Source organism: Methylomonas sp. HW2-6, from assembly GCF_052474525.1.
The window spans coordinates 4,295,886-4,318,120 of sequence record NZ_CP184124.1 but is presented as its reverse complement, the minus strand read 5'-3'; the positions used below and the strand labels follow the sequence as shown (position 1 = coordinate 4,318,120).

Genomic DNA, 22,235 nt, shown 5'->3' with positions numbered 1-22,235 from the left:
CCGATGCCGGGAGATTGGCCAGCGATCCCGACATCGGCGCCGTTGTCGCCTTGCGCGACACCTGCCTTAACTATTTTCTGGCGTTGTTGCCTGTGATTTGGCGAGAATAAGCCCCATCCTGACTCGATTCTTTTACCAATGCCCGATTCTTCCGATTACGCCGCGCTGTGGCTGACTTTTAAGGTCGCCGGGCTTGCCACCTTACTGCTGTTGTTGGTCGGTACCCCATTGGCCTGGTGGCTGGCGCGTAGCCCTTCGCGGTGGAAGGGTGTCGTCAACAGTATCGTTGCCTTGCCTTTAGTGTTGCCGCCCACCGTGCTGGGGTTTTACCTATTGATATTGATGGGGCCGGCCGGCGTCGTCGGCAAATTAACCCAGTGGCTTGGATTCGGCACGTTGCCGTTCAGCTTCGGCGGCTTGGTCACGGCATCGGTGTTGTATTCGCTGCCGTTTGTGGTGCAGCCCTTGCAGAATACCTTTGTCGCCATCGGCAACGGTCCGTTGGAAGCCGCTGCGACTGCCGGCGCCGGACCGCTGGACCGGTTTTTCTCGGTGGCGTTGCCGCTGGCCAAATCGGGGTTCCTGACCGCCGGCATACTTGGCTTTACCCATACTGTCGGCGAATTCGGCGTGGTGCTGATGGTCGGCGGCAATATTCCGGATAAAACCCGAGTGGCGTCGGTACAGATCTATAATCATGTCGAGGCCCTGGAGTACGGCCAAGCCCATTGGCTGGCCGGCGGTTTGTTGATCTTTTCGTTTCTGGTGTTGTTGGTTTTGTACAGTACTAAACATACCCAGCCTTTGAGTCAGTCCGTCAAATGAACGCGTCCGAATTGATCGCTCGTTTCCAACTCAACTACGGCGGATTCGCGTTGGATGTGGACTTGAATTTGCCGGCGGCCGGCGTCACCGTGTTCTACGGCCATTCCGGGTCGGGCAAAACCACGTTGCTGCGCTGTATCGCCGGTTTGGAGCAGGCGCCGCAGGGTTATCTGCGTGTCGGCGATACCTTGTGGCAGGACAGCGAGCGCGGCCTGTTTCTGCCGACCCACCGGCGTAACCTGGGTTATGTGTTCCAGGATGCCAATTTGTTTCCGCATCTGAGCGTGCGCGGCAATCTGGATTATGCGGTCCGGCGCATGCGTTGCCGGGAAGGCAAAATTTCGCTGGAGCAGGCCATCGAATTATTGGCGATTGCGCCGTTGCTGGCGCGCATGCCGGGGCGCCTGTCCGGCGGCGAGCGGCAGCGGGTGGCGATCGCCCGCGCCTTGGCGGCCAGTCCGGACATCCTGTTGATGGATGAACCGCTGGCGGCATTGGACGAAGAACGCAAGCAGGAGTTTTTGCCCTATCTGACCGGCCTGCAGCAAAACCTGCGGATTCCGATTCTGTACGTCACCCATTCCCGGCACGAGGTCAATCGGCTGGCCGACCACTTGCTGGTGATGGCGGCCGGTAAAGCCGTGGCCTGCGGACCGCTGGCCGAGACATTGACCCGGCTGGACGGGCCGCTGGCCGCGGACCGGATGGCGGCCAGCGTCTGGCAGGGCCGGCTAGTGAGCCACGAAGCCGACTACCATCTCAGTCATGCCGAATTTGCCGGCGGCAATCTCAGTCTGCCCTACCTGGATGCCGCGCCGGGCAGCCCGGTACGGATCAGAATTTATGCGCGCGACGTCAGCATCGCGCTGCAACCGCCGCAGGCTTCCAGCATCTTGAATATATTACCGGCCGAGGTACGCGCGGTCGCCGATCTGGGCCAGGGCCAAAGCGTCGTGCAATTGGCGGCCGGCGGCGAAATTCTGCTGTCCCACATCACCCAAAAATCGGCGGCGTTGTTGAACCTGCGACCGGGGATGCCGGTGTTTGCCCAGATCAAAGGCACCTCTATCGTCGGCTAGACTGGCGAATCAGTTGGCCGCGAATTGATGACGTCGAATTGGTAGCCGGATTTCAATTAAATAATCGGCTATTTTGGGACGGATTAATCTGATGAAAAAATCGCTGCTCAGCCATCCATTTTAGGCTGGATAAAAATTTGAGTTGCTTAAATAAACTGGCTTAGAATCGATGCCAAATAATAACAACTGAAGGGTTATTGGCATGCAAAAAATCATCATAAAACACTTGGCTGGATCGAAGGCAAACCAAACCGACGGTTATGAATTGCCGATACAGGAATTGATTTTTGGCAGAGAACCTAGTTGCCAGGTCATGTTCGATCCGGAGAAAGACGATTTAGTCAGCCGAACCCATTGCAAAATTACGGTTCAAAACGAAAACCAGTTTTTGCTGACCGATTTGAATAGCCGCAATGGCACGTTGGTGAATAACGCGAAAATAACCGCACCGCAGCAAATATATGCCGGTGACGTGGTCGAGCTCGGTAAAGGCGGTCCCAAATTCGTGTTCGACCTCGATCCCAGGCCGCCGACTGTGGCGAAGGCCACCCGCTTCGGCGAAGCGCCGCCGGCAGTTGCCGCGACCCGGGAAGTCCGGGTCGAACCCAGTCTGGATGCGTTGGCCGGCATCCCTAAAACCAGCGCTACCAACGTCTCTGCGGAAAATGAGCCGCCGCGCAGTATCGGTCGCAATACCGTTGAGCGGCTGATTACTCAAGCCGAAACCAATAGCCGCAAAAAGATCATCAATATCGGCGCCGGTATTATTGGCGTGATTGTGGCCATATCCGGTTTTCTGGCCTTCCAAAACTATCAAAGCAAAGCGGAACTGCAGTCCGAACTGGACAAGAGCAAATTGGAGCAGGGCAAGCAGATCGCCGAATTAAATGCCAATAAGGCGTTGAGTTCTTCGGATATTTTTAAAAGTTTCGGCAATGCCACCGTATTCATCGAGTCGAGCTGGAAATTGATTCATATTCCAACCGGTAAGCAAATCTTCCAAAAAGCCGGTTGTATCACCAAAGGCGGCAAATGCATAACCGATTCCAGGCCTTGGTATATTTATATCGACGGCACCGTCGAACCTTTTCTGGATGTCGACAGCGGCCTGCCGATCGGCGAGTCGGGGTCCGGCTCCGGTTTCGTGGTCGAGTCCACTGGTTTTATTTTGACCAATCGCCATGTGGCGGCCAGTTGGCTGACCCAAAACCGCAATTTCATTTTTCCCGGCTTTTTAGTGGTCTGCGGCGACGAGAATTGCAGTAAGCACGAGATTGCCGAGCTGAGGTACGACAAGGACAATAAATATATTGCGTCGCTGAACAGTTGGGTGCCGTCGAAATCGAAAATGCTCGGAAAGAAACCGTTACACGGCAAAATCGTCGAGGGCCGCAACGATTATCTGGATGTGACGTTTCCTAAAACCGGTTTGCGGATACCGGCGCATCTGGTCAGAGTTTCCGATAGCGCCGACGTGGCGTTGATCAAAGTCGACGTGCCGCAAAGCCTGCCGGTGGTGCAAATGAGTTCCGAGGATACGGTCACGGCCGGCGATGCCATTACCGTGATGGGCTATCCCGGCGTGTCGCCGGACGTTGCGGTGAAGATGAGTTCACAAGATCCGTTCAATCGCGAAGGCGAGTGGCGGCAAATTCCCGATCCGACCGTAACCGGCGGTAATATCGGTAAAGTGATACAGGGCTCGGCGACGACTATGTCCGATTCGGTGAACGGCTATTTCAGCGAGATGGGCGACGTCTACCAGTTGACGGTCAACGCCACCGGCAGCGGTAACAGCGGCGGCCCGGTATTCAACGACAAAGGCCACGTCATCGGTATTTTCACTTCTAAGCGCACCGACAATTCCGGCACGGTAATATCGTTCGCGGTCCCGATTCGGCATGGCCAGGACATCATGGGTGTGCACAAATTGGTGCAATAAAGCCGATGAGAAAACTATGGTCGGCATGGTTTGGCAAGCCCAAAGCCTCCCGTTATCGGGCTCTGGCCGAACCGGTTGCGGAATATTTCCCGGAAATCGGCCTATTGTCCGATTCCGGCGTGGTGCGCTCCAGCAACCAGGACCATATCGGTTGTATCCGCTTCGCGAATGACCGTAATCTGGTTGCCGTAATCGCGGACGGCATGGGCGGGCACCAAAGCGGCGAGATTGCCAGCCAAATCGCCGTCGAAGTGTTTCAGAAAAATTTCCCCGGATATCTGCGCAAGGCCGATTGCAAACAAGCGTTGGTCAAGTGTTTTGCCGACGCCAACGCCGAAGTGTTCCGCTCCGGCCAGGCCTTGGCCGAAAACCACGGTATGGGTACTACGCTGGTCGCGTTGGCGCTGATCGACGGCTTCGCCTATTTCGGCAACACCGGCGACAGCCGCCTTTACCTGTGCCGCTCCGGCCAAGTGCGCCAGTTGTCTCAAGACCACACCGTGGTGGCCGAGCTGTTGAATGCCGGACTGATCACGGCCGAAGCGGCAGCCAGCCATCCGGATCGCAACGTGATTACCTGCGCGATCGGTACCCGGCAAACCACCAAAGCCGACATAGCGGACGTGCCGCTACGGATCGAGATCGGCGATTGCTTCGTGCTGTGTTCGGACGGGTTGTACGATCTGGTCGGCGATGGCGAAATCGCCGAAATCTGCGCAGTCCATTCGGCGCAGAACGCTTGCAAGCTATTGGTCGATTTAGCCAACCGGCGCGGCGGCTACGATAATATTTCGGTGGCTGTGGTCAAAATCGCCGAACAAAAAAACCAGTCCGCCAGTTCCCCTATCACCCGCGTATAACCATTCGGATAACTATGGACCAGATCGACAACTACAAAATCGTCGAAAAGATCGGCGAAGGCGGTATGGGGGAAGTTTATAAAGGCGTAGATGTGATGCTGGAACGGGAAGTCGCGATCAAGTTATTGCGGCCGGAATTGAGTTCCAGGGAGGATATCGTCAACCGCTTCAGATCGGAGGCGGTGGCGCTGGGCCGATTGAACCATTCGAATATCGCCGTGGTTTATAACTTCGGCCGGTTGCCGGCCGGGCAATTTTATATGGCGCTGGAGTTTGTCCACGGCGATACCCTGGACACGGTCATTAAACGTTCGGGCCCGTTGCCCTGGCAAAAAGCCGTCAAATACGCGCTCGGCATTTTGGAAGGCCTGGACCACGCTCATGGCTTCAACATCGTTCACCGCGACATCAAACCGGCGAACATTGTCGTCACCAAAAACGATTCGGTCAAAATTCTCGATTTCGGCATTGCCAGAATCCTGGAAACCGCCCGGCTGACCCGCGTCGGTCATCTGGTCGGGACCTTGGAATACGTGTCGCCCGAGCAAATTCAAGGTAAAGATACCGACGCAAAGTCGGATATCTATTCGGTCGGCGTAGTGCTCTACGAAATGCTGACCGGGCATATCCCGTTCGAAAAAGAAACCGAATACGACTTGATCAAGTCGCAAATCGAGGAAAAGCCAAGAGCTCCGCATACGCTATGCGGCAATATTCCGCCGAAATTGGAAAAGCTGGTACTGAAAGCGTTGGAGAAAAATCCGGAAAAACGCTTTGCTGGCGCCAGAGATTTTTGCGATGCGTTGATTGCCGTTTCTAAAGAATGTTCCGATTCGGTTCGGACCGCGCCTGCCGGTATGCCTTCGAACAAGTTGTGGAGTTATTGCAAGGAATATCCCGGTCCGGTATTTCTGGTTGCGCTGTTGGTTTTCGGCCTGATTTACTTTTTATGGCTGCAATTGGGCTTCGCCGAATTCGGGAAAGCCGGCGGCAGCAGCTCTGCGTCGGCATTACATGCCCCGCCAGCGGCGACTGAACCGCTAGCGGGCAAGGATGGCGCAGATAGCGCGAATTCGGACCAGGACGCGAATAAAAAGCCGGATAACGCCGAACGCTTGCCGCCGCCGCCGATCATGCCAATCCAGCCGGTCGGCGAAAGCCCATTGGATCGGGAGCGTTTGCCGGCGCCGGCTAAGATCGGCGCGGTTTCGGCGGCCGAGGACAACAAGGTCAGGGTAAAACCTCCAGTACCGGCCAAGCCCAAGAAAGAGCGGAGAATTGCCGACGACGATCCCGGTATCGGCCGGGCGGCCGACAATTTTTTTAACTAATCCATCTAGAGTCGTCTTAAGGAACTAGTGATGAAAAATAACTTGATTGTTTCGGCCACCATCGTTTCGTTACTCAGCGGTTGCGCGGGTATGTCCAAGGGGCAACAAACCGCTCTGGGCGGCGTCGGCGGTTGTGCGGCGGGCGCCGCGTTGGGTATTTTGTTGGGTGGCGGCGCCAAAAACGCGGCGATAGGCTGCGGCGCCGGCGCGGCCTTAGGTGCCGCGACAGCGTATATGTTAGCCAACGATCCTTACACCCAATCCGTCACGCAGCAGGCGAACGCCTGGCAACAAGAAACCGGCGCCAGTACCGAAGTCGTCAAAGCTTCGCAAGTCGTCGAGAACGGCCAGAATGTGCAACGCATCGACTCGCAAAAAGTCGTGGTTCCGAATGAAAAAATGGTTTCGGGTAAACATTTGACGCCGAAAGCCAAGCAGCAGTTGGTCAATGCGAAAAGCCAGTCCCTGAAAGTCGGCGGCAACGTACATGTCATTTGTCCGGCCAGTGCTACCAAAACGGTATTGAACGATATCAGCAATACCGGCGTGACTTACACCCAAGAGCCGACCATGCAGAACGGGTACGTTGTCGTGATGTCGCGCAACAACGAGGGCGTGCCGCTGTAGCGCAAAGCACACTGGCTGTTCGTCGCTGGCGCCGCCGAAATCTTTACCGAATGTAGTCGGCCGGCCCGAACCGGAAGCTGCCGAGGGCGCGGAAATCGGCTACTCTTTGCCGGAATTTTCGACGACGGCGGTCACGAGGTAGCGATGGAAGAGGATAAAACCGTACTGATGAATGCGAAGCCGGGGGCCGCGCAGGCCGATTCGGACCGGACTTTGCTGGTCGGCACCAGCAGGCTGGCCGTCAGTGTGTTGGATGCTTCCGGCCGCGCCGTCGCCGATTTTACCTTTGCCAAGGATTTTCGCGTCGGCCGTTCCGCCGACAACGAGGTGGTGATCCAGGACCCGTCGGTCAGCCGGCACCATTGCGAAATCAAATTCAGCGGCGGCGCCTGGTGGCTGTTTGACCTCAACAGCAGCCACGGCGTCTATCTGGAGGGGCTGCGGGTTCCGGGCAAGCTCAAATTGGCTTTGCCGGCGACGATAGGCTTCGGTCCGGCGGCGTTCGTTTTGAAACTCAGCGACCCCGCCGCCCAGCAAAAGCCGATATTGCCGCAACCCGGCGCCGCAGCAATCGCCCAAGTCGAGCCGCAACCGCAGCAGCATAGCCAATCCCGCCCGCAATTAACGCCCGAGCAAATCCGTAATCGGCTATTGTCCGAGCAGGAGTCGGAAGACATGGGCGACTACACCCGGATGGTGCGCGGTTTCATCCGCGAGGACCGCACCGTTCGCACCAAAAGTTACAAGAAATGGATCTGGTCGCTGGCCGGATTACTGGTGCTGGTGGCCGGTTTGGCGGTGTATCAGCGGTTTGCGCTGGACAACGCCCGGACGCTGGCGATCAACATGTTCTACGACATCAAGACGCTGGAAGTCAGCCTGTCGCAAGCCGACATTCGGCTGGAGCAAAGCGCGGAGACCTTGGCGCAAACCCTGGCCGCGGTCAACGACGAAAAGATGCGGGTGTCGCAGGAAAGGATCAAGGAAGAGCAATTGCGAATCCAACAGGAAAAGAAACGTCTGGCCGAAGAGCGCGAGCGCTTGAAGGCGATGAAAGTCAAATACCAGGCTTATCTGCAACAAATCGACTTTCTGCGGCTGAGTTTTCCGAGCGACGAGGAATACGAGCGGGAACTGGTGACGCGGGTGGCGCGCGGTTTCGGCGAAAGCGAACTGGAGGTACCGGAAGAGTTCGTCGCCAAGGTCAAGCAGTACATCGACAACTGGAAAAACAGTTCCCGCCTGCAATTGGCGATTCGTAACCTGGAAGCCAACCAATATGCGCCTATCGTGCTGAGCGAGCTGGAAAAGGAAGGCTTGCCGGCTTACTTCCTCTATCTGCCGCTACAGGAAAGCAACTACGACAGCAAAGCCGTCGGTCCGGAAACCCGCTTCGGCATCGCCAAGGGCGCCTGGCAGTTTCTGGCGAGCACCGGCCAGGATTACGGCTTGGCGCCGGGGCCGTTGGCCAATACCCGCGATTACGACGAGCAGGACGCCCGTTTCGATTTCAACCAGGCAACCCGCGCCGGTGCCAAGTACTTGAAGTACATCTACGGCACCCAGGCCCAGGCTTCCGGCTTGCTGGTGATGGCCAGTTATAACTACGGCCACAACAAAGTGCGCAGCATGGTGGAAAACATGCCGGACAATCCGCGCGACAAGAACTTCTGGAAATTCATCCAGCAATACGAGATTCCGGCCGAGACTTACGATTACGTGTTTTACATCGTCTCCGCGGCCGTGATCGGCGAAGACCCGAAACATTTCGGCTTCGATTTCAAACCGCCGTTGCTGGCGGCGATGCCGGTACCGGGCTAGCGCCGCCGCTCGATCCGCGCCGCTAGCTCCAAAGCGGCGATCAGGCGGCGACGGCCGCAGCCTGCACCGATTGCAGGAAGTCTTGGACGTCGGCGTTGATCAGTTCGAAGCCCATCCGCTCGCTGAAGCGTTTTTCCTTATCGGTCGGATTTTTGCGTAAAAACCAGCCTTTCGGCTCGGTCGCACCGTAAACGATGTCGCTCATCACCATCCGCTCCGAGTCGCGGTTCAACGGTAAACCGATCAGCAGGTACTTTTTGCCTTTACGGTATTCCTTCAGAAAATCCGGAATCGCAAAGCCGCCCATCAATTCGGTAATGTAATCGACGTAATCGGCGTCCGAGGCGATATAGTTGGCTTCCGGTTTCGGTGTGCCCATCGGCTTGAACAGGACCGGCAGGTTTTTGTCGACCTGCTCCTGGCTGACCTCGAAATAGCCGCTGCCGTCGTAGTGGTAAATTCTGAAACGGAACGCGGTACCGACGATGCGGGCAACGCCGACGATCAGAGTGTGTTCCTCGTCGGCGTAACTGTCCTGCAACTGGGTGTCGCGGTTGATATCGACCACGTACTTCGGCCGCCATTCCTGCAGCCAGTCGTGCAGCGCGGCGCGGGTGTATTGCGCCTCGCCGTAGGTTTTATTCAGAAATTGAGTCAGAAAGTTGCGGCCGCGTTTCAATTCCTGGTTCATTGCGGCCCGCGGAAATTCGTACATCAGCTTGGGAGCCATCGGTTTGCCGCCGTTCATTGCCAGAATCAGGCTGTTGCTGTCGGCTGGCATCGGCTCGCGGGTCAGCTTGTTTTGAGCGTCGAACAACACGCCCGGCCCCAGATACGGGATGACTTGGTTGTCGTACAAGCCGCTTAAAATTTCGGAAAACACACTGTTGGACATGTCGCGCCCCATCAAGGATAGTAAAGGATACTGGGGGAAAGCAAAATTCAATCCAATTTTTCCGGTTTGGCGGCAGGCCTTGTCCGGCGCGGCTTTCCGCTGCCACCGATCGGGAAGGCTAAGGCAACAACCGCATAAATTTCAGTGAATTTGTCGGACATGCGACAAATCCGGTTTCCGGAAATCGTTGTGGCCGGCAAAGCCGGTGGCGACCGTTCGGGCCGAGGCGATCAACCGATACTGAATTGGGCGATCAAATCGCGCAGATTGCGGTTGATGCCGGTGATGGCCGATGCGCTGGCCTTGTTGTTTTGCGCTTCGCGGCTGGTTTGCCGCGCCAATTCCGCGGTCTGGTTGAAACTGGTGGCGATACGTTCGCTGGCTTGGGATTGCTGCAGCGAGGTTTCGGCGATGATTCGGCTTTGTTGCAATAGGCTGGCCACCGAGTCTTTGATGCCGGCAAACACCTGGCCGACTTGTTCGACGGCAGCGGCGGTGTTTTTGGCGGCGCTTTGTTGGCCGTCCATCAATCCCACCGTGTCGGCGGTGGCGGCATTCAGCTTCTCGACCAGGGTGCGGATTTGCCCGGCCGAAACCGCCGTTTGCGCCGCCAGCTTGCGCACTTCGTCGGCCACCACCGCGAAGCCTCGGCCGTGCTGGCCGGCCCTGGCCGCCTCGATAGCCGCATTCAAGGCCAGCAGATTGATTTGTTCGTTAAAACCTTGAATCACATCCAGCACGTTGCCGATGCCCGCCGCATCGCGTTGCAAGCGCTCCAATGCGCGGCCGGTGGCTTCGTTGCAGCGGTCCAGCGTGTCGATTTGCTCACGGGTATGTTGCATCGTGGACAGGCCGCGGTCGATCAAATCCCGCGCCGACGCCGTCACGCTTTGCGAATGGGCGGCATGGTCGGCAACGCTCGCAAACGAACGGTGTAGTTCGGTCATCTGGCGGGCGCCGTTCTCGGTGGCGAGGCGTTGGTCGGCGATAATGGTTTCCAGGCTTGCGGCAACCTGCAGGATATTCTGACCGTGCCGGTTTAGCTCGGACGATTCCTGGTTGATGTTGCGGATTAGCCGTTCGAAGTAATCGTGCAGTTTCAGCAGCGAATCTTTCAGCAGGTTTATCTCGGCGATCCGGCTGCTTAAATCGACCGAACCGCTTAGATTGCCGTTGGCCAAGCGGTCGACATGGCCGCTGATATAGCCGATAACCTCTGCAAGATGGCGCTTCAGATAAATCATCAAGCCGCTGATTGCGACCAGCACTGCGGTACACAAACCGACGATCCCGTACAGCACGCGTTCGTAGGCCTGGTATTCGGCGGAAATTTCGCCGCGCAATCCGTCCAGCCGTTGTTGCAGGGTACGCATTTGCTGTTCCGCCTGGTCCTGCCCGGCTCTTTTCTGGACGATCAACTGGCTGGCGTTGGCCAGTTCTTTGTCATAACGCTTCGCCAGTGCGGCGATTTCGGCCGCCGGTTCGACGGCGATATCCTCCGCCGGCCGTTCTGTTCCGGCCAGCGCCAAGCCGAAATCGGCTTCATCGGCGGCTTGCGGCTTCAATAAACCCAGCAATGGCAGGCGTTGGATGCGTTCCGTTACGGCGATGAGCTGCTGCAGGTAGTGGCGTACGTTGTCCGGCGAGCTGTTGCCGCGGCTAGAAAAATAACTTTGCCTGGCTCGCGACAGCGACAGCAAAGCCGTTTGCGCCTGGCCCAGCGTCACCCAGTAAAACTGTTTGGCGTGGTATTCGGCCGGCGCCCGCTCGGCGTAATCGAGCAAGGTTTGCAGATGGCCGGCGAGCTGTTGTTCGTTATTGACCAACAACAGTTGCGGGTCGGCCAGCTTGCCGGCGGCGGCCAATTCGGCGATCACCGATTCCTGCACCTTGCGGAGCAGGTCCAGAAGCGGCGCTTTCAGATGGGCGGCGACCGTTGGGTTGGCTTCGACATCGTTAACGGTCTGGCGGACGTTGTGGTCTATCGCGGTCAGCAGTGTGGCGTCGCCGGTAGCCAAATAGGCAAAGATCGGCTGGCTGACCTGCAGGTAAAAGCCGTTTTGCTGTTGTCCGAAATATTCGACGGTCGAAAACGCCTGGTTTAAGTGGCGCAACGCGGACACTACGGCAATGGTGAAACCGCTGAGCGTAAGGATTAACAGTAGGCTGACGATCTTGGTAATTCGGCTGATGTTCATGGGCGAAAATAGCAATCGGTAATTTGGAAAATACTTGGCGGTTTAACGGACAGCAGCCGGCCTAACTTAGGCGTTGAAAGGCGCTGGTTTTGCCCCTAAACAGCAATGGCTGGATAGTGCGGGTCGTTGATTTGCCCGATTTGAGCGACTCTGGTGGCGATGCTGATATTGGCCGTCGATTGTTGGCAGAGTCGGGTGACATGGGCGTTTGTCTGTGCCCTTCCGGACCTTAGGTTTGAATCGATGCGCCGGATAACGGCCGATGGAATCCCTAACGGCAAAACCGCCAATTACCGCCACAAAAATCACCGGCGAGCTGGCCTTGGTGTCGATGTCCTTCATCGTTTCTGACTCCTGGTATGGTTAAGGCGCGGTGAGTTCGCGCGGCGGATGTTAAAACGGAATTGCGACAACTTTGTTACAGATTCGGGCCGGCGCTATTTCGATGGATAAATTGCCGGCTAGCCGGCAATTTCGGCAAGAAATTCGCCATGCGGGGTCGGGGGTGGCCGCGAATTCTGGCGTGAGGGCTAGGGAAATATTGCTGCCGACTCGGAATGCCGAAAGTTCGGCGGCGGGTTCAATTTGGCGGGATTGTCAGGGATTGTTTCTGATTAGATACACGGGCGGCATGCGCTGAACGCGCCGCCCCGGTGGGGGGGCGACGACTGCCGGTTGAACCGGTTGAGTCCCGATCTCGGTCTAGTGAGCGTTACTGCGAAATTATTGTCGGATTTTCTGTTAATGCCAACCGCCGTACTGGGTGGTCGGGTCGCCGCGGAAGCCGGAGGTGGTTTTGTTGGCGTCGGGCACGTGCGCGGTTTCTTCCGCCGCTCTGACCATGTTGCCATGGCTGTAGCCGCCCATGGCTTTGGCTTGTTTGGCGATGGCGGTCGTGGTCGGGTTGATGTCGTATTTGCCGGAGTCGGGATGGATGATGACGCTGACCAGTTCGTCGGTGCCCGCGCCGTAACTCAAAATCAGCGGCAACGGCGTATTGGCCGGCACGGGTATCTCGAACCGCGGGCTGTTGTTCAATTCGGTGCTGGCGATCAATTTGCCCGCTTCGGAGCGCAATTTGACCTCGCCGGATTTGATCGGACCGCTGTTGTTGCTGACCGCACCGGTCAGGCTGGCCGCCCGTAAATGTTGGGCGCCGGCCGGCTTGGCGATGATGGTCTTGGGTTGCTCCTGGCCGCAGCCGGCCAGCAAAGCGCCGCTCAACAGCGCCAGCGCCGCGACCGGAAAAATCAGGTGTTTGGGGTGTGTTTTCATGGGGTTCTCCTCCGTTGCCGGCTAAAGATACCCGTTTCGCCGATGGCCGACAAGGCCGCGCCCTTGCTCAGATTGCAGTTGAATAATGCCGGTAACGCCGTTATATTGCCTGGCTTTTATACTTGTAAATCAATGCCATGCCATCATTCGACATCGTTTCCGAACTCGATAGCCACGAAGTGACCAACGCCGTGGACCAAGCCAACAAGGAAGTCTCGACCCGTTTCGACTTCAAGGGCTCCAATGCCAATTTCGAACAGACCGACGACGGCATTATGATGAAAGCCGAATCGACCTTCCAATTGCAGCAAATGCTGCCGATTCTGTACGCCAAGATGAGCAAGCGCGGCATCGACATTTCGGCGCTGGAGAGCGGAAAAATCACCGATACCGGCAAGACCGCCAGCCAAACCATTGCTCTGAAGCAAGGCATCGGCAGCGATCTGGCGAAGAAAATCGTCAAACTGATCAAAGATAAAAAAATGAAAGTGCAGGCCGCGATCAACGGCGACAAGGTGCGCGTGACCGGCAAGAAAAGGGACGATCTGCAGGAAGTGATCCAGATGCTGCGCACTGAGGATCTGGAACAACCGCTGCAATTCAACAATTTCCGGGATTGATCCTGGCCGGCAGACCCTGGTGGAAGCGCGCATCGGCCATCCGGCACCGCCGCTGGCAATCGGTGAATGGCTGCAGGGCCGGCCGACGCCACTGGCCGATCTGGCCGGACGCGTGGTGCTGGTGGCGGTATTCCAGGTCAATTGCCCCGGCTGCTTTTTGCATTGCCTGCCGCGGGTCGAGGATTTGCATTGGCGCTACCAGGACTATGGCTTGACCGTGTTGGGCCTGGCCACCGCGTTCGAGGATTTCGACAAAAACACGGTCGGCAATTTACGTTTGTTACTGGACAGCGGCCGCGTGATCGGCGAAACCGAAAAGCTGTTGCAGCAGCATGCGCTGCTCAAAGGCGAGCGGCTGCCGTATTCCTTGAGTTTTCCGGTGGCGATGGATCGGCTGGTGCCGCAATCGGCGGATAATCTCGAAGTCGAGATCGACGCGTTCGTCGCCCGACAGGTGCCGGATTTCGTAAGTCGCCCGCCAACGGAACGCCAAGCCATCCGCGCCCGGCTGCGGGCCTATTTCGGGCAACGGCCGTTCCGTCCGGAAACCTTCGAACGGTATCGGCTGCAAGGCACGCCGTCGTATCTGTTGATCGATAGGGCCGGCATCCTGCGTGCGAGCCGCTTCGGTGCCTACGACGAGCTGGAAACCGATTTGACCGGCCTGCTCTAAAACTCGCCGGCGTTGGCCGGCTTTTTCCAACCCCCCAAGGATATTTTCGATGACCGAACCGCTGCTGATCGCCAAATCCGCCACCGCCGAGTTGCACTTGTTGCCGGCCATGGCCAATCGCCACGGCTTGATTGCCGGCGCCACCGGCACCGGCAAGACCATTACCTTGCAAACGCTGGCCGAGGCTTTTTCCGAGATCGGCGTGCCGGTATTTATGGCCGACGTCAAAGGCGATCTGTCCGGCCTGAGCCGGCCGGGCGGCGGCAACGCCAAAGTCGACGCGCGTCTGGCCGAATTGGGTCTGCCGGAACTGCAACCGGCGGCCGCGCCGGTGTTGTTTTGGGACGTGTTCGGCCAGAAAGGCCATCCGTTGCGTTCGACGGTGTCGGAGATGGGGCCGCTGCTGCTGGCGCGGATGTTGGATTTGAACGAAGTGCAGAGCGGGGTGTTGACCGCCGCCTTCAAAATCGCCGACGACAACGGCTGGCTGCTGCTGGATTTGAAAGACCTGAAAACAATGTTGCAGTACGCCTCTGAAAATGCGTCCGAGCTGGCCGGCGAGTACGGCAGTATTTCGGCGGCCAGCGTCGGCGCGATTCAGCGCGGCTTGCTGCAATTGGAACACGAAGGCGGCGAAAAACTGTTCGGCGAACCGGCGCTGGATTTCAACGATCTGTTGCAAACCGAAGGCGGCCGCGGCGTAATCAACATCCTGGCCGCCGATACCCTGTATAACTCGCCGCGGGTTTACGCCACCTTGTTGCTGTGGCTGCTGTCGGAGTTGTTCGAAAACCTGCCGGAAGCCGGCGATCTGGACCAACCGAAGCTGGTGTTCTTCTTCGACGAGGCGCATTTGCTGTTCAACGACGCCCCGGCTGCGCTGTTGCAAAAAATCGAACAGGTGGTGCGCCTGATCCGTTCCAAAGGCGTCGGCGTCTATTTCGTCAGCCAGAATCCGCTGGATATTCCGGACGTGATTCTGGGCCAGCTCGGCAACCGGGTGCAGCATGCGTTGCGGGCCTTCACGCCGCGCGACCAAAAGGCGGTGAAAGCCGCTGCCGAAACCTTCAGAAGTAATCCCAAGTTGGACGTCACCGCGGCAATCGGCGAACTGGGCGTCGGCGAGGCGTTGGTATCGTTTCTGGAAGCCAAAGGCACGCCGGCCATTGTCGAACGGGCCCTGATCAAACCGCCGAGGTCGCGGATCGGGCCGGCCAGCGACGCCGAACGGCGGGAGACGATAGCGAACTCGGTGATCGCCGGCCATTACGAAAAACAAGTCGATAGGGAATCGGCTTACGAGATTCTGAAAGGCCGCGCCGAGCAAGCCGGGCCGGCCGGAGGTGGCGATACCGGCGGCAGCGGTTTCGATTGGGGCGAGGTGTTGATGGGCGGCGGGGCCGGTAAATCGACTTCCCGCCGCGGCCGACGAAGTTCGGCCGAAACCGTGCTGGAGGCTGCAGCTAAAAGCGCGGCGCGCAGCATCGGCCAGGAAGTCGGCAAGCAAATCATTCGCGGCGTGTTAGGTTCTTTGTTGGGCGGACGCCGCCGCTAGCGGCAAACATTGCTGACACCACGCTGTCAGGAGGGCTGTTTTAGGATGGCGGCTCTTTTAAACCAATGGAGGAATCCACCATGAATCAAAATATCGCAACCTGGTTCGAATTGCCTGCAACCGACCTCGGCCGCGCCCAGGATTTTTACCGTAGCGTCTTGGATACCAGTTTCAAGCTGGAGGACATGAGCGACATGCAATTGGCGATTTTCGAAGCCGAAGACGGTGCGGTTAGCGGCATGTTGGTGAAAAACGAGCACTATCAACCTTCGGCAACCGGAGCCGTGGTGTATTTCAACGGCGGCGAAGATCTGAGCCAACCTTTGGCTAAAGTCGAAGCCGCCGGCGGCAAGGTCTTGATGCCGAAAACGCCGATCCACGACGGCGAGTGCGGTTACTTCGCGCTGGTGCTGGACAGCGAAGGCAATCGAGTCGGCCTCTACTCGCCGGCATAGTCCGAAGCGGCAGCCACGATGCGCAGAGCCGACCGTCTGTTTCAGATCGTGCAGATTCTGCGTAACCGTCGGCTGGTGACGGCCAAGGCGCTGGCCGAGCGGCTGGAAGTGTCGGAGCGCACCATTTATCGCGACATCCAGGTGTTGAGCCTGTCCGGGATTCCGATCGAAGGCGAAGCCGGCGTTGGTTATGCCTTGCGTCACAGTCTGGATATTCCGCCGTTGATGTTCAGCGCCGCCGAACTGGAGGCGTTGGTGGTCGGCGCCCGCATGGTCAAGACCTGGGCCGGTACCGAACTGGGCCGGTCGGCGCAGTCGGTGTTGGACAAGGTCACGGCGGTGGTGCCGGCCGAATTGCGCGACCGTTTTGAACGGTCCAAATTGTTCGCGCTGCGGTTTTCGCCGCGCGAAGATTTGGACGTCACGATGGACATTTGCCGCCAAGCCTTGGACGCCAAGCGCGTGCTGCATCTGGATTACCGCCGCGGCGACGGCGAATTCAGCCAGCGCCGGATCCGGCCGCTGGGGCTGTATTTCTGGGGCAACGTCTGGACCCTGGTCGGCTGGTGCGAGTTGCGCGGAGATTTTCGCAACTTCCGCTTGGACCGCATCGAGCGCGCGCTGGTGTTGGACGAAGCCTTCAGCGAAGACCCCGGCCAGACTTTACAAGACTTTATTCGCAGCATGCATTGCACACCGCAATGATTTTGTAGCCGACGGCAAGAATCGGTTTGCCGAATTCCGGCTTTTATCTATCATGGCAGGTTAAGCGGCCGACGCGGCCGCCATTTTCCTTCACCGTTTCAACCATTATCCCTACCATGACGACAATCAACATCCAACAAATGATGGCCGACAGCGGCGTCGCGTTCGGCACCAGCGGTGCGCGCGGCCTGGTCAGCCAGATGAGCGGCGAGGTCTGTGCCGCTTACACCTTGGCGTTTATTCAAGGCTTGAATCTCGCCCGCCGCGGCCAGCGCATTGCCTTGGGCATGGATCTGCGGCCGTCCAGCCCGGAGATTGCCCAAGCCTGCGTCGCCGGCATCCGCCAATCCGGTTGCGAGGTGGATTTTTGCGGGGTGTTGCCGACCCCGGCGCTGGCCTTGTATGCGTTGGCGGAAGGCATTCCGGCGATCATGGTCACCGGCAGCCATATTCCGTTCGACCGCAACGGCATCAAGTTTTATCGGGCCGACGGCGAAATCAGCAAGGCCGACGAGGCGGCGATGACCGGTGCGACGGTCGAAGTGGAAGCGGTGGCTGCCGAATTACCGGCCGTCAATCCGGCGGCATTGGACCAGTATCGGCAGCGCTACACCAAACTGTTTGCTAGAGATTTGCTGGCCGGCTGGCGGGTGGGGGTTTACGAACATTCCAGCGCCGCCCGCGATGTGTTGAAAGAGGTGCTGGCCGAACTGGGCGCCGAGGTAATTGGTTTGGAGCGTACCGATACCTTCGTGCCGATCGATACCGAAGCGGTCGGCGAAGCGGACAGGCAGCGCGGTCGTAACTGGGCCGCCGAATATAAACTGGATGCATTGATCTCCACCGACGGCGATGGCGACCGGCCGTTGATCGGCGATGAGCATGGCGAATGGTTGCGCGGCGACATCGTCGGCTTGCTGTGCGCCAAATTCCTGGGCGCCGATACTGTGGTCACACCGGTCAGTTGCAATACCGCGATCGAAGCGTCGGGCTGGTTCAAGCAAGTGATACGCACCCGGATCGGTTCGCCGTACGTGATTGCCGGTATGGAACAGGTCGCGGCGGGCGGCGTGGCCGGCTTCGAGGCCAATGGCGGCTTTTTGGCCGGCAACGGTCTGAGCGTCGACGCCAAACCTCTGGCCGCGTTGCCGACTCGCGATTCGCTGCTGCCGGCGTTGGCACTATTGGCGATGGCCCGCGGGCAGGGCGTCAAATTGTCCGGCCTGCTGCAAGGTTTGCCGCAACGTTTTACCGCCAGCGACCGGATTCAGGATTTTCCTGCGGCCAACAGCCGAGCGTTACTGGACCGCTTGCAAGCCGACGACACCGCCTATCGCGGCCTTTGGGGCGATAGCTTGGGTGCGCCGGTAAACAGCGATACCACCGATGGCCTGCGCCTGACCTTCGCCAGCGGCGACATCGTCCACTTGCGGCCTTCCGGCAATGCCCCGGAACTGCGTTGTTATGCCGAGGCTGGCGATGCCGAGCGGGCGCAAAGTCTGGTGGCGGAAACCTTGCGGCGGATTGCCGGCTGAATCCCGGTCTATCGTCAATATCGCCTCGGTTAATTTGTGGTTAAGTTTCCATGGGATATCGTAGACCCGCGATAACACATAACACCAAGGAGACAACATGCAAAACAAAGCTATTTTAATCGGGTCGTTGCTATTGGCATCATCTGCGGCCTGCGCCGAAACCGGCGTTCTGGAAGGCGTGGCGAAACAGGCGGCAAAAGATACTGCGGCCGCGGTAGCGCCGGGCGCGGTGCAACGGGCGGAGCAAGCCAACCAAGCCTTGGAGCAGGCTCAGGAAGTCAAACAGGGTGTCGAAAATGCGCCCGGAGCATTGAAAAACCAGGCCCAGGAAGCGGCGAAAGACGCGGCGCAGCAAAAGCTGGAGCAAGCGGTGCCGGCCGAAGTCAAACAGGGCGCGGAAACCGTTAAAGCCGGCAAGGAAGCCGCCGCGAATCTGAAAGGCGAAGCCGATGCCGCACCCAAATCCGCCGGCGAAGCGGTCAAAGCTGCCAAAGGCAAGGCCAAGCAAAAAGCCGCCGCCAAAGCGCTGGATTTGCTGAATTAAGTCCGGTAAACGGGCGGCGGCCTTGCCGCCGCCCGCTTCTCTCTGAGTCGATTCGATAACCGGACAGCGAATGCCGGTATTGCGCCGGTAAACCTATTCAATACCTAAAGCCGGCCAATTGGCTATGCTTAGCGCTCTTTCCGCAGAACCTGCCGCAACATGCTTAATGCCGCCCAACTCAAAGCCTTGTCCGTTTTTGCGATATTCGCAATCATCGGTTTCGGTCCGATTTCTCCCGGTTGCTTGATCGGCATGTATGTCGTGGTCAAGCGTCCAGATTGGTTCCACCGCTTGGTGCGCGGTATCTACGATTATCCCGACGATGCCGATTTTGTGAGCGCTGCCGAAACCCGCGCGGCCCGCATCAAAAGCTTTGCCGGTCTGTTCCTGCTGTTTTTAGTCGATATCCTGCCGCTGCCGGTCACCCCGGTAATCGCCTTTGCGATCATCTTGAGTCGGCCGCGCTGGTTTTACCGGACGGTCAGGCGGGTCTACGGGCAATCGGCCTGATACGGATCGATGTTAGATTGGGCAATGGCCGGCTTTTGCCGTCGCCCGTGCCGAATCGGGCAAGCTAATTCGGAGCAGGAAAACTAACGGCATCCAACGCCAGATTCAATTGCAACACGCTGACCCTGGGTTCGCCCAACAGGCCCCATTGCCGGTCTTCGCGATGGGCCGCGATTAATTCCCGTAGTTTGCTCTCATCGATTTTTCGCCGCTTGGCAATGCGCGGAACTTGGTATTCCGCCGCCGCCGGACTGATATGCGGATCCAGGCCGCTGGCGGAAGCGGTGACTAGATCGACCGGGACCGGTAAGTTATTGCCGGGATCGGCGTCCTTCAATGCCTGAATCCTGGCGGCAACGGCTTCGCTCAGTGCCGGATTGGTCGGCCCCAGGTTGGAGCCGCTGGAGGCGTTGGCGTTGTAAGGATAGGGTGCGGTGGCCGACGGCCGGCTCCAAAAATATTTCGGGTCGCTGAAGCTTTGTCCGATCAAGTGCGAGCCGACTACTTCGCCATGGGCCGTTTGGATCAGACTGCCGTTGGCTTGCTCGGGAAACACGGTTTGGGCGACTAAGGTCACCAAGGCCGGATAGACGGCGCCGGTGGCCAGGGTCAATAACAGCAGCATCACCGCTGCGGGTCTTAAATAACTGGACATTTTCGCTCCTTACACCCAATTCATAGCAACCAAAAATAAATCGATCGCCTTGATGCCGATGAACGGCACGATCAAGCCGCCGAGGCCGTAGACCAGCAAGTTGTTGTGCAGCAGTTGCTCGGCGCCGACCGGGCGGTATTTGATGCCTTTCAAGGCCAGCGGTATCAGGGCGATGATGATCAAGGCATTGAATATCACCGCCGACAGAATCGCGCTGGCCGGCGTGGCCAGGTGCATCACGTTCAGCACGTTCAATACCGGATAGGTGGTCGCGAACGCGGCCGGAATGATGGCGAAATATTTGGCGACGTCGTTAGCGATACTGAAGGTGGTCAGCGCGCCGCGGGTCATCAGCATTTGCTTGCCGGTTTCGACGATTTCGATCAGCTTGGTCGGATTGGAATCCAGATCGACCATGTTGCCGGCTTCCTTGGCGGCCTGGGTGCCACTGTTCATCGCCACCGCGACGTCGGCTTGCGCCAGCGCCGGGGCGTCGTTGGTGCCGTCGCCGGTCATCGCCACCAGGCGACCGTCGGCCTGGTGCTGGCGGATCAGATTCAGCTTGGCTTCCGGCGTGGCTTCGGCCAGAAAATCGTCGACGCCGGCTTCGGCGGCAATCGCCGCGGCGGTCAGCCGGTTGTCGCCGGTTATCATGATGGTCTTGATGCCCATTTGCCGCAATTCGATGAAGCGCTCCTTGATGCCGCCCTTGACGATGTCTTTCAGCTCGATCACGCCCAGGGCCTTGTCGCCTTCCGCCACCACCAGCGGCGTGCTGCCGCGGCGAGCGACGTCGTCGACCAGGGTTTTCAGTTCCGCCGGCCATTTCCCGCCTTGGGCTTCGATGTGCTGGCGGATGGAGTCGGCCGCGCCCTTGCGGATATGCCGACCCTCACCCCCGCCCCCTCTCCCAGGGGGAGAGGGGAGATTAACGCCGCTCATCCGGGTTTGGGCGCTGAAATGGACGAAGGTGGCGCCCAGAGAATGAATGTCGCGTTCGCGCAAACCGTACTTCTGCTTGGCCAGTATCACCACGCTCCGGCCTTCCGGGGTTTCGTCGGCCAGCGAGGCCAGTTGCGCGGCGTCGGCCAAAACCGTCTCCTTGACGCCCTTGACCGGAAAAAATCCGGAAGCTTGGCGGTTGCCCAGCGTGATGGTGCCGGTTTTATCCAGCAGCAGTACATCGACGTCGCCGGCCGCTTCCACGGCGCGGCCGGAGGTGGCGATGACGTTTTTCTGCATCATCCGGCCGATACCGGCCACGCCGATGGCCGACAACAGGCCGCCGATGGTGGTCGGGATCAGGCAGACCAGCAAGGCCACCAACACCGTGACACTGATCGGGCGGCCGCTGCCGGCGGTTTCGACGCTGTAAATGGAAAACGGCAGCAAGGTGACGACCGCCATTAAAAACACCAGCGTCAAGGCCACCAACAAAATGGTCAGGGCGATTTCGTTCGGGGTTTTCTGGCGCTTGGCGCCTTCCACCATGCCTATCATCCGGTCCAGAAAGCTTTCGCCCGGGTTGGTGGAAATGCGCACCACCAGCCAGTCGGACAGCACGCGGGTGCCGCCGGTCACCGAGCTGAAGTCGCCGCCGGACTCGCGGATCACCGGCGCCGATTCGCCGGTGATGGCGCTTTCGTCGACCGAGGCCACACCTTCGATGACGTCGCCGTCGCCCGGTACGAAATCGCCGGCTTCGATCAGCACCACGTCGCCTTTGCGCAAACTGGAGCCGGCGACTTTGCTGTAGTGGCTGCCGTATTTCGGTTCATCCAGCTTTTTGGCGGCGATGTCGCGCTTGGCGCTGCGCAGAAAGGCGGCTTGAGCCTTGCTGCGACCTTCGGCGACGGCTTCGGCGAAATTGGCGAACAGCACGGTAAACCACAGCCATAGCGTAATCGCCAGGATGAAACCGGCCGGTTCCTCGCTGCCGCCGTTCCAGGCTTGCAGCCACAACACGGTCGTCAATAAGCTGCCAAGGTAGACCACGAACATCACCGGATTTTTCCATTGCTGGCGTGGCGTCAGTTTGGCAAAGGCGTCGAAACACGCCTGTTGAAGGATTTGCGGGTCCATCAAGGACGTTGAAACGGGTTTGCTGGTCATAGTGTTACCTCTATCAAT

Annotated in this window: 21 protein-coding genes; 15 read left to right on the top strand and 6 right to left on the bottom strand. The window is 58.5% G+C overall.

The annotated features are described in order from the left end of the window. Window positions 1–138: 138 nt before the first annotated feature. The 7 genes from modB (at window position 139) to ACH518_RS20660 (ending at window position 8,485) form a co-directional block, all read left to right on the top strand. Window positions 139–825: a molybdate ABC transporter permease subunit gene (modB, locus tag ACH518_RS20690; RefSeq protein ID WP_445371468.1), complete on the top strand. Its 687-nt coding sequence runs from the start codon at window positions 139–141 to the stop codon at window positions 823–825. Further along, window positions 822–1,904, top strand: a complete 1,083-nt coding sequence (modC, locus tag ACH518_RS20685) for a molybdenum ABC transporter ATP-binding protein (RefSeq protein ID WP_278210824.1) — start codon at window positions 822–824, stop codon at window positions 1,902–1,904. Before modB ends, modC begins: the two co-directional genes overlap by 4 nt. A gap of 202 nt (window positions 1,905–2,106) precedes the next feature. After that, entirely contained in the window at window positions 2,107–3,846 is a 1,740-nt protein-coding gene (locus ACH518_RS20680) for a trypsin-like peptidase domain-containing protein (protein ID WP_445371467.1), read from the top strand. Window positions 3,847–3,851: 5 nt separating this feature from the next. Next, a complete protein-coding gene (locus tag ACH518_RS20675; protein ID WP_445371466.1) occupies window positions 3,852–4,706 on the top strand; it encodes a Stp1/IreP family PP2C-type Ser/Thr phosphatase in 855 nt (284 codons plus the stop codon). A 14-nt stretch (window positions 4,707–4,720) separates the two neighbouring features. Next, the gene (locus ACH518_RS20670; protein ID WP_445371465.1) at window positions 4,721–6,037 is read left to right on the top strand and encodes a serine/threonine protein kinase; all 1,317 of its coding nucleotides are present in this window, start codon (window positions 4,721–4,723) and stop codon (window positions 6,035–6,037) included. A 30-nt stretch (window positions 6,038–6,067) separates the two neighbouring features. After that, complete coding sequence (locus ACH518_RS20665; RefSeq protein WP_445371464.1) at window positions 6,068–6,664, top strand: hypothetical protein; 597 nt, start codon at window positions 6,068–6,070, stop codon at window positions 6,662–6,664. Window positions 6,665–6,808: 144 nt separating this feature from the next. Continuing rightward, on the top strand, window positions 6,809–8,485 hold the full coding sequence (locus tag ACH518_RS20660) for an FHA domain-containing protein (protein WP_445371463.1): 1,677 nt from the start codon (window positions 6,809–6,811) through the stop codon (window positions 8,483–8,485). Window positions 8,486–8,525: 40 nt separating this feature from the next. On the opposite strand, the gene ACH518_RS20655 is transcribed toward ACH518_RS20660, so the two are convergent. The 4 genes from ACH518_RS20655 to ACH518_RS20640 form a co-directional block, all read right to left on the bottom strand. Next, window positions 8,526–9,380, bottom strand: a complete 855-nt coding sequence (locus ACH518_RS20655) for an SIR2 family protein (protein ID WP_445371462.1) — start codon at window positions 9,378–9,380, stop codon at window positions 8,526–8,528. Between the two features lie 230 nt (window positions 9,381–9,610). Further along, complete coding sequence (locus ACH518_RS20650) at window positions 9,611–11,578, bottom strand: methyl-accepting chemotaxis protein (protein ID WP_445371461.1); 1,968 nt, start codon at window positions 11,576–11,578, stop codon at window positions 9,611–9,613. Window positions 11,579–11,644: 66 nt separating this feature from the next. Further along, complete coding sequence (locus ACH518_RS20645) at window positions 11,645–11,920, bottom strand: hypothetical protein (RefSeq protein ID WP_140911711.1); 276 nt, start codon at window positions 11,918–11,920, stop codon at window positions 11,645–11,647. A gap of 399 nt (window positions 11,921–12,319) precedes the next feature. Next, complete coding sequence (locus ACH518_RS20640) at window positions 12,320–12,853, bottom strand: hypothetical protein (RefSeq protein WP_445371460.1); 534 nt, start codon at window positions 12,851–12,853, stop codon at window positions 12,320–12,322. A 137-nt stretch (window positions 12,854–12,990) separates the two neighbouring features. Between ACH518_RS20640 and ACH518_RS20635 the strand changes: the two genes are divergently transcribed. The 8 genes from ACH518_RS20635 to ACH518_RS20600 all read left to right on the top strand — a co-directional run bounded on the left by ACH518_RS20635 (window position 12,991) and on the right by ACH518_RS20600 (window position 19,450). Then, the gene (locus tag ACH518_RS20635) at window positions 12,991–13,473 is read left to right on the top strand and encodes a YajQ family cyclic di-GMP-binding protein (protein WP_256611403.1); all 483 of its coding nucleotides are present in this window, start codon (window positions 12,991–12,993) and stop codon (window positions 13,471–13,473) included. Between the two features lie 19 nt (window positions 13,474–13,492). Further along, the gene (locus ACH518_RS20630) at window positions 13,493–14,146 is read left to right on the top strand and encodes a TlpA family protein disulfide reductase (protein ID WP_445371459.1); all 654 of its coding nucleotides are present in this window, start codon (window positions 13,493–13,495) and stop codon (window positions 14,144–14,146) included. Window positions 14,147–14,195: 49 nt separating this feature from the next. After that, complete coding sequence (locus ACH518_RS20625; protein ID WP_445371458.1) at window positions 14,196–15,701, top strand: helicase HerA-like domain-containing protein; 1,506 nt, start codon at window positions 14,196–14,198, stop codon at window positions 15,699–15,701. An 80-nt stretch (window positions 15,702–15,781) separates the two neighbouring features. After that, entirely contained in the window at window positions 15,782–16,156 is a 375-nt protein-coding gene (locus ACH518_RS20620; protein WP_445371457.1) for a VOC family protein, read from the top strand. A gap of 18 nt (window positions 16,157–16,174) precedes the next feature. Then, window positions 16,175–16,861, top strand: coding sequence for a helix-turn-helix transcriptional regulator (locus ACH518_RS20615; RefSeq protein ID WP_445371456.1), 687 nt, complete (start codon window positions 16,175–16,177; stop codon window positions 16,859–16,861). 116 nt (window positions 16,862–16,977) lie between these two features. Next, window positions 16,978–18,396, top strand: a complete 1,419-nt coding sequence (locus tag ACH518_RS20610) for a phosphomannomutase (protein ID WP_445371455.1) — start codon at window positions 16,978–16,980, stop codon at window positions 18,394–18,396. Between the two features lie 97 nt (window positions 18,397–18,493). Continuing rightward, window positions 18,494–18,940, top strand: a complete 447-nt coding sequence (locus tag ACH518_RS20605) for a hypothetical protein (protein ID WP_445371454.1) — start codon at window positions 18,494–18,496, stop codon at window positions 18,938–18,940. A 159-nt stretch (window positions 18,941–19,099) separates the two neighbouring features. Further along, a complete protein-coding gene (locus tag ACH518_RS20600) occupies window positions 19,100–19,450 on the top strand; it encodes a hypothetical protein (protein ID WP_445371453.1) in 351 nt (116 codons plus the stop codon). A 64-nt stretch (window positions 19,451–19,514) separates the two neighbouring features. Here the strand turns inward: ACH518_RS20600 and kdpC are convergent, their stop codons facing one another. Then, on the bottom strand, window positions 19,515–20,105 hold the full coding sequence (gene kdpC / locus ACH518_RS20595; RefSeq protein ID WP_445371452.1) for a potassium-transporting ATPase subunit KdpC: 591 nt from the start codon (window positions 20,103–20,105) through the stop codon (window positions 19,515–19,517). 9 nt (window positions 20,106–20,114) lie between these two features. Further along, on the bottom strand, window positions 20,115–22,217 hold the full coding sequence (gene kdpB, locus ACH518_RS20590; RefSeq protein ID WP_445371451.1) for a potassium-transporting ATPase subunit KdpB: 2,103 nt from the start codon (window positions 22,215–22,217) through the stop codon (window positions 20,115–20,117). Window positions 22,218–22,235 lie beyond the last annotated feature (18 nt).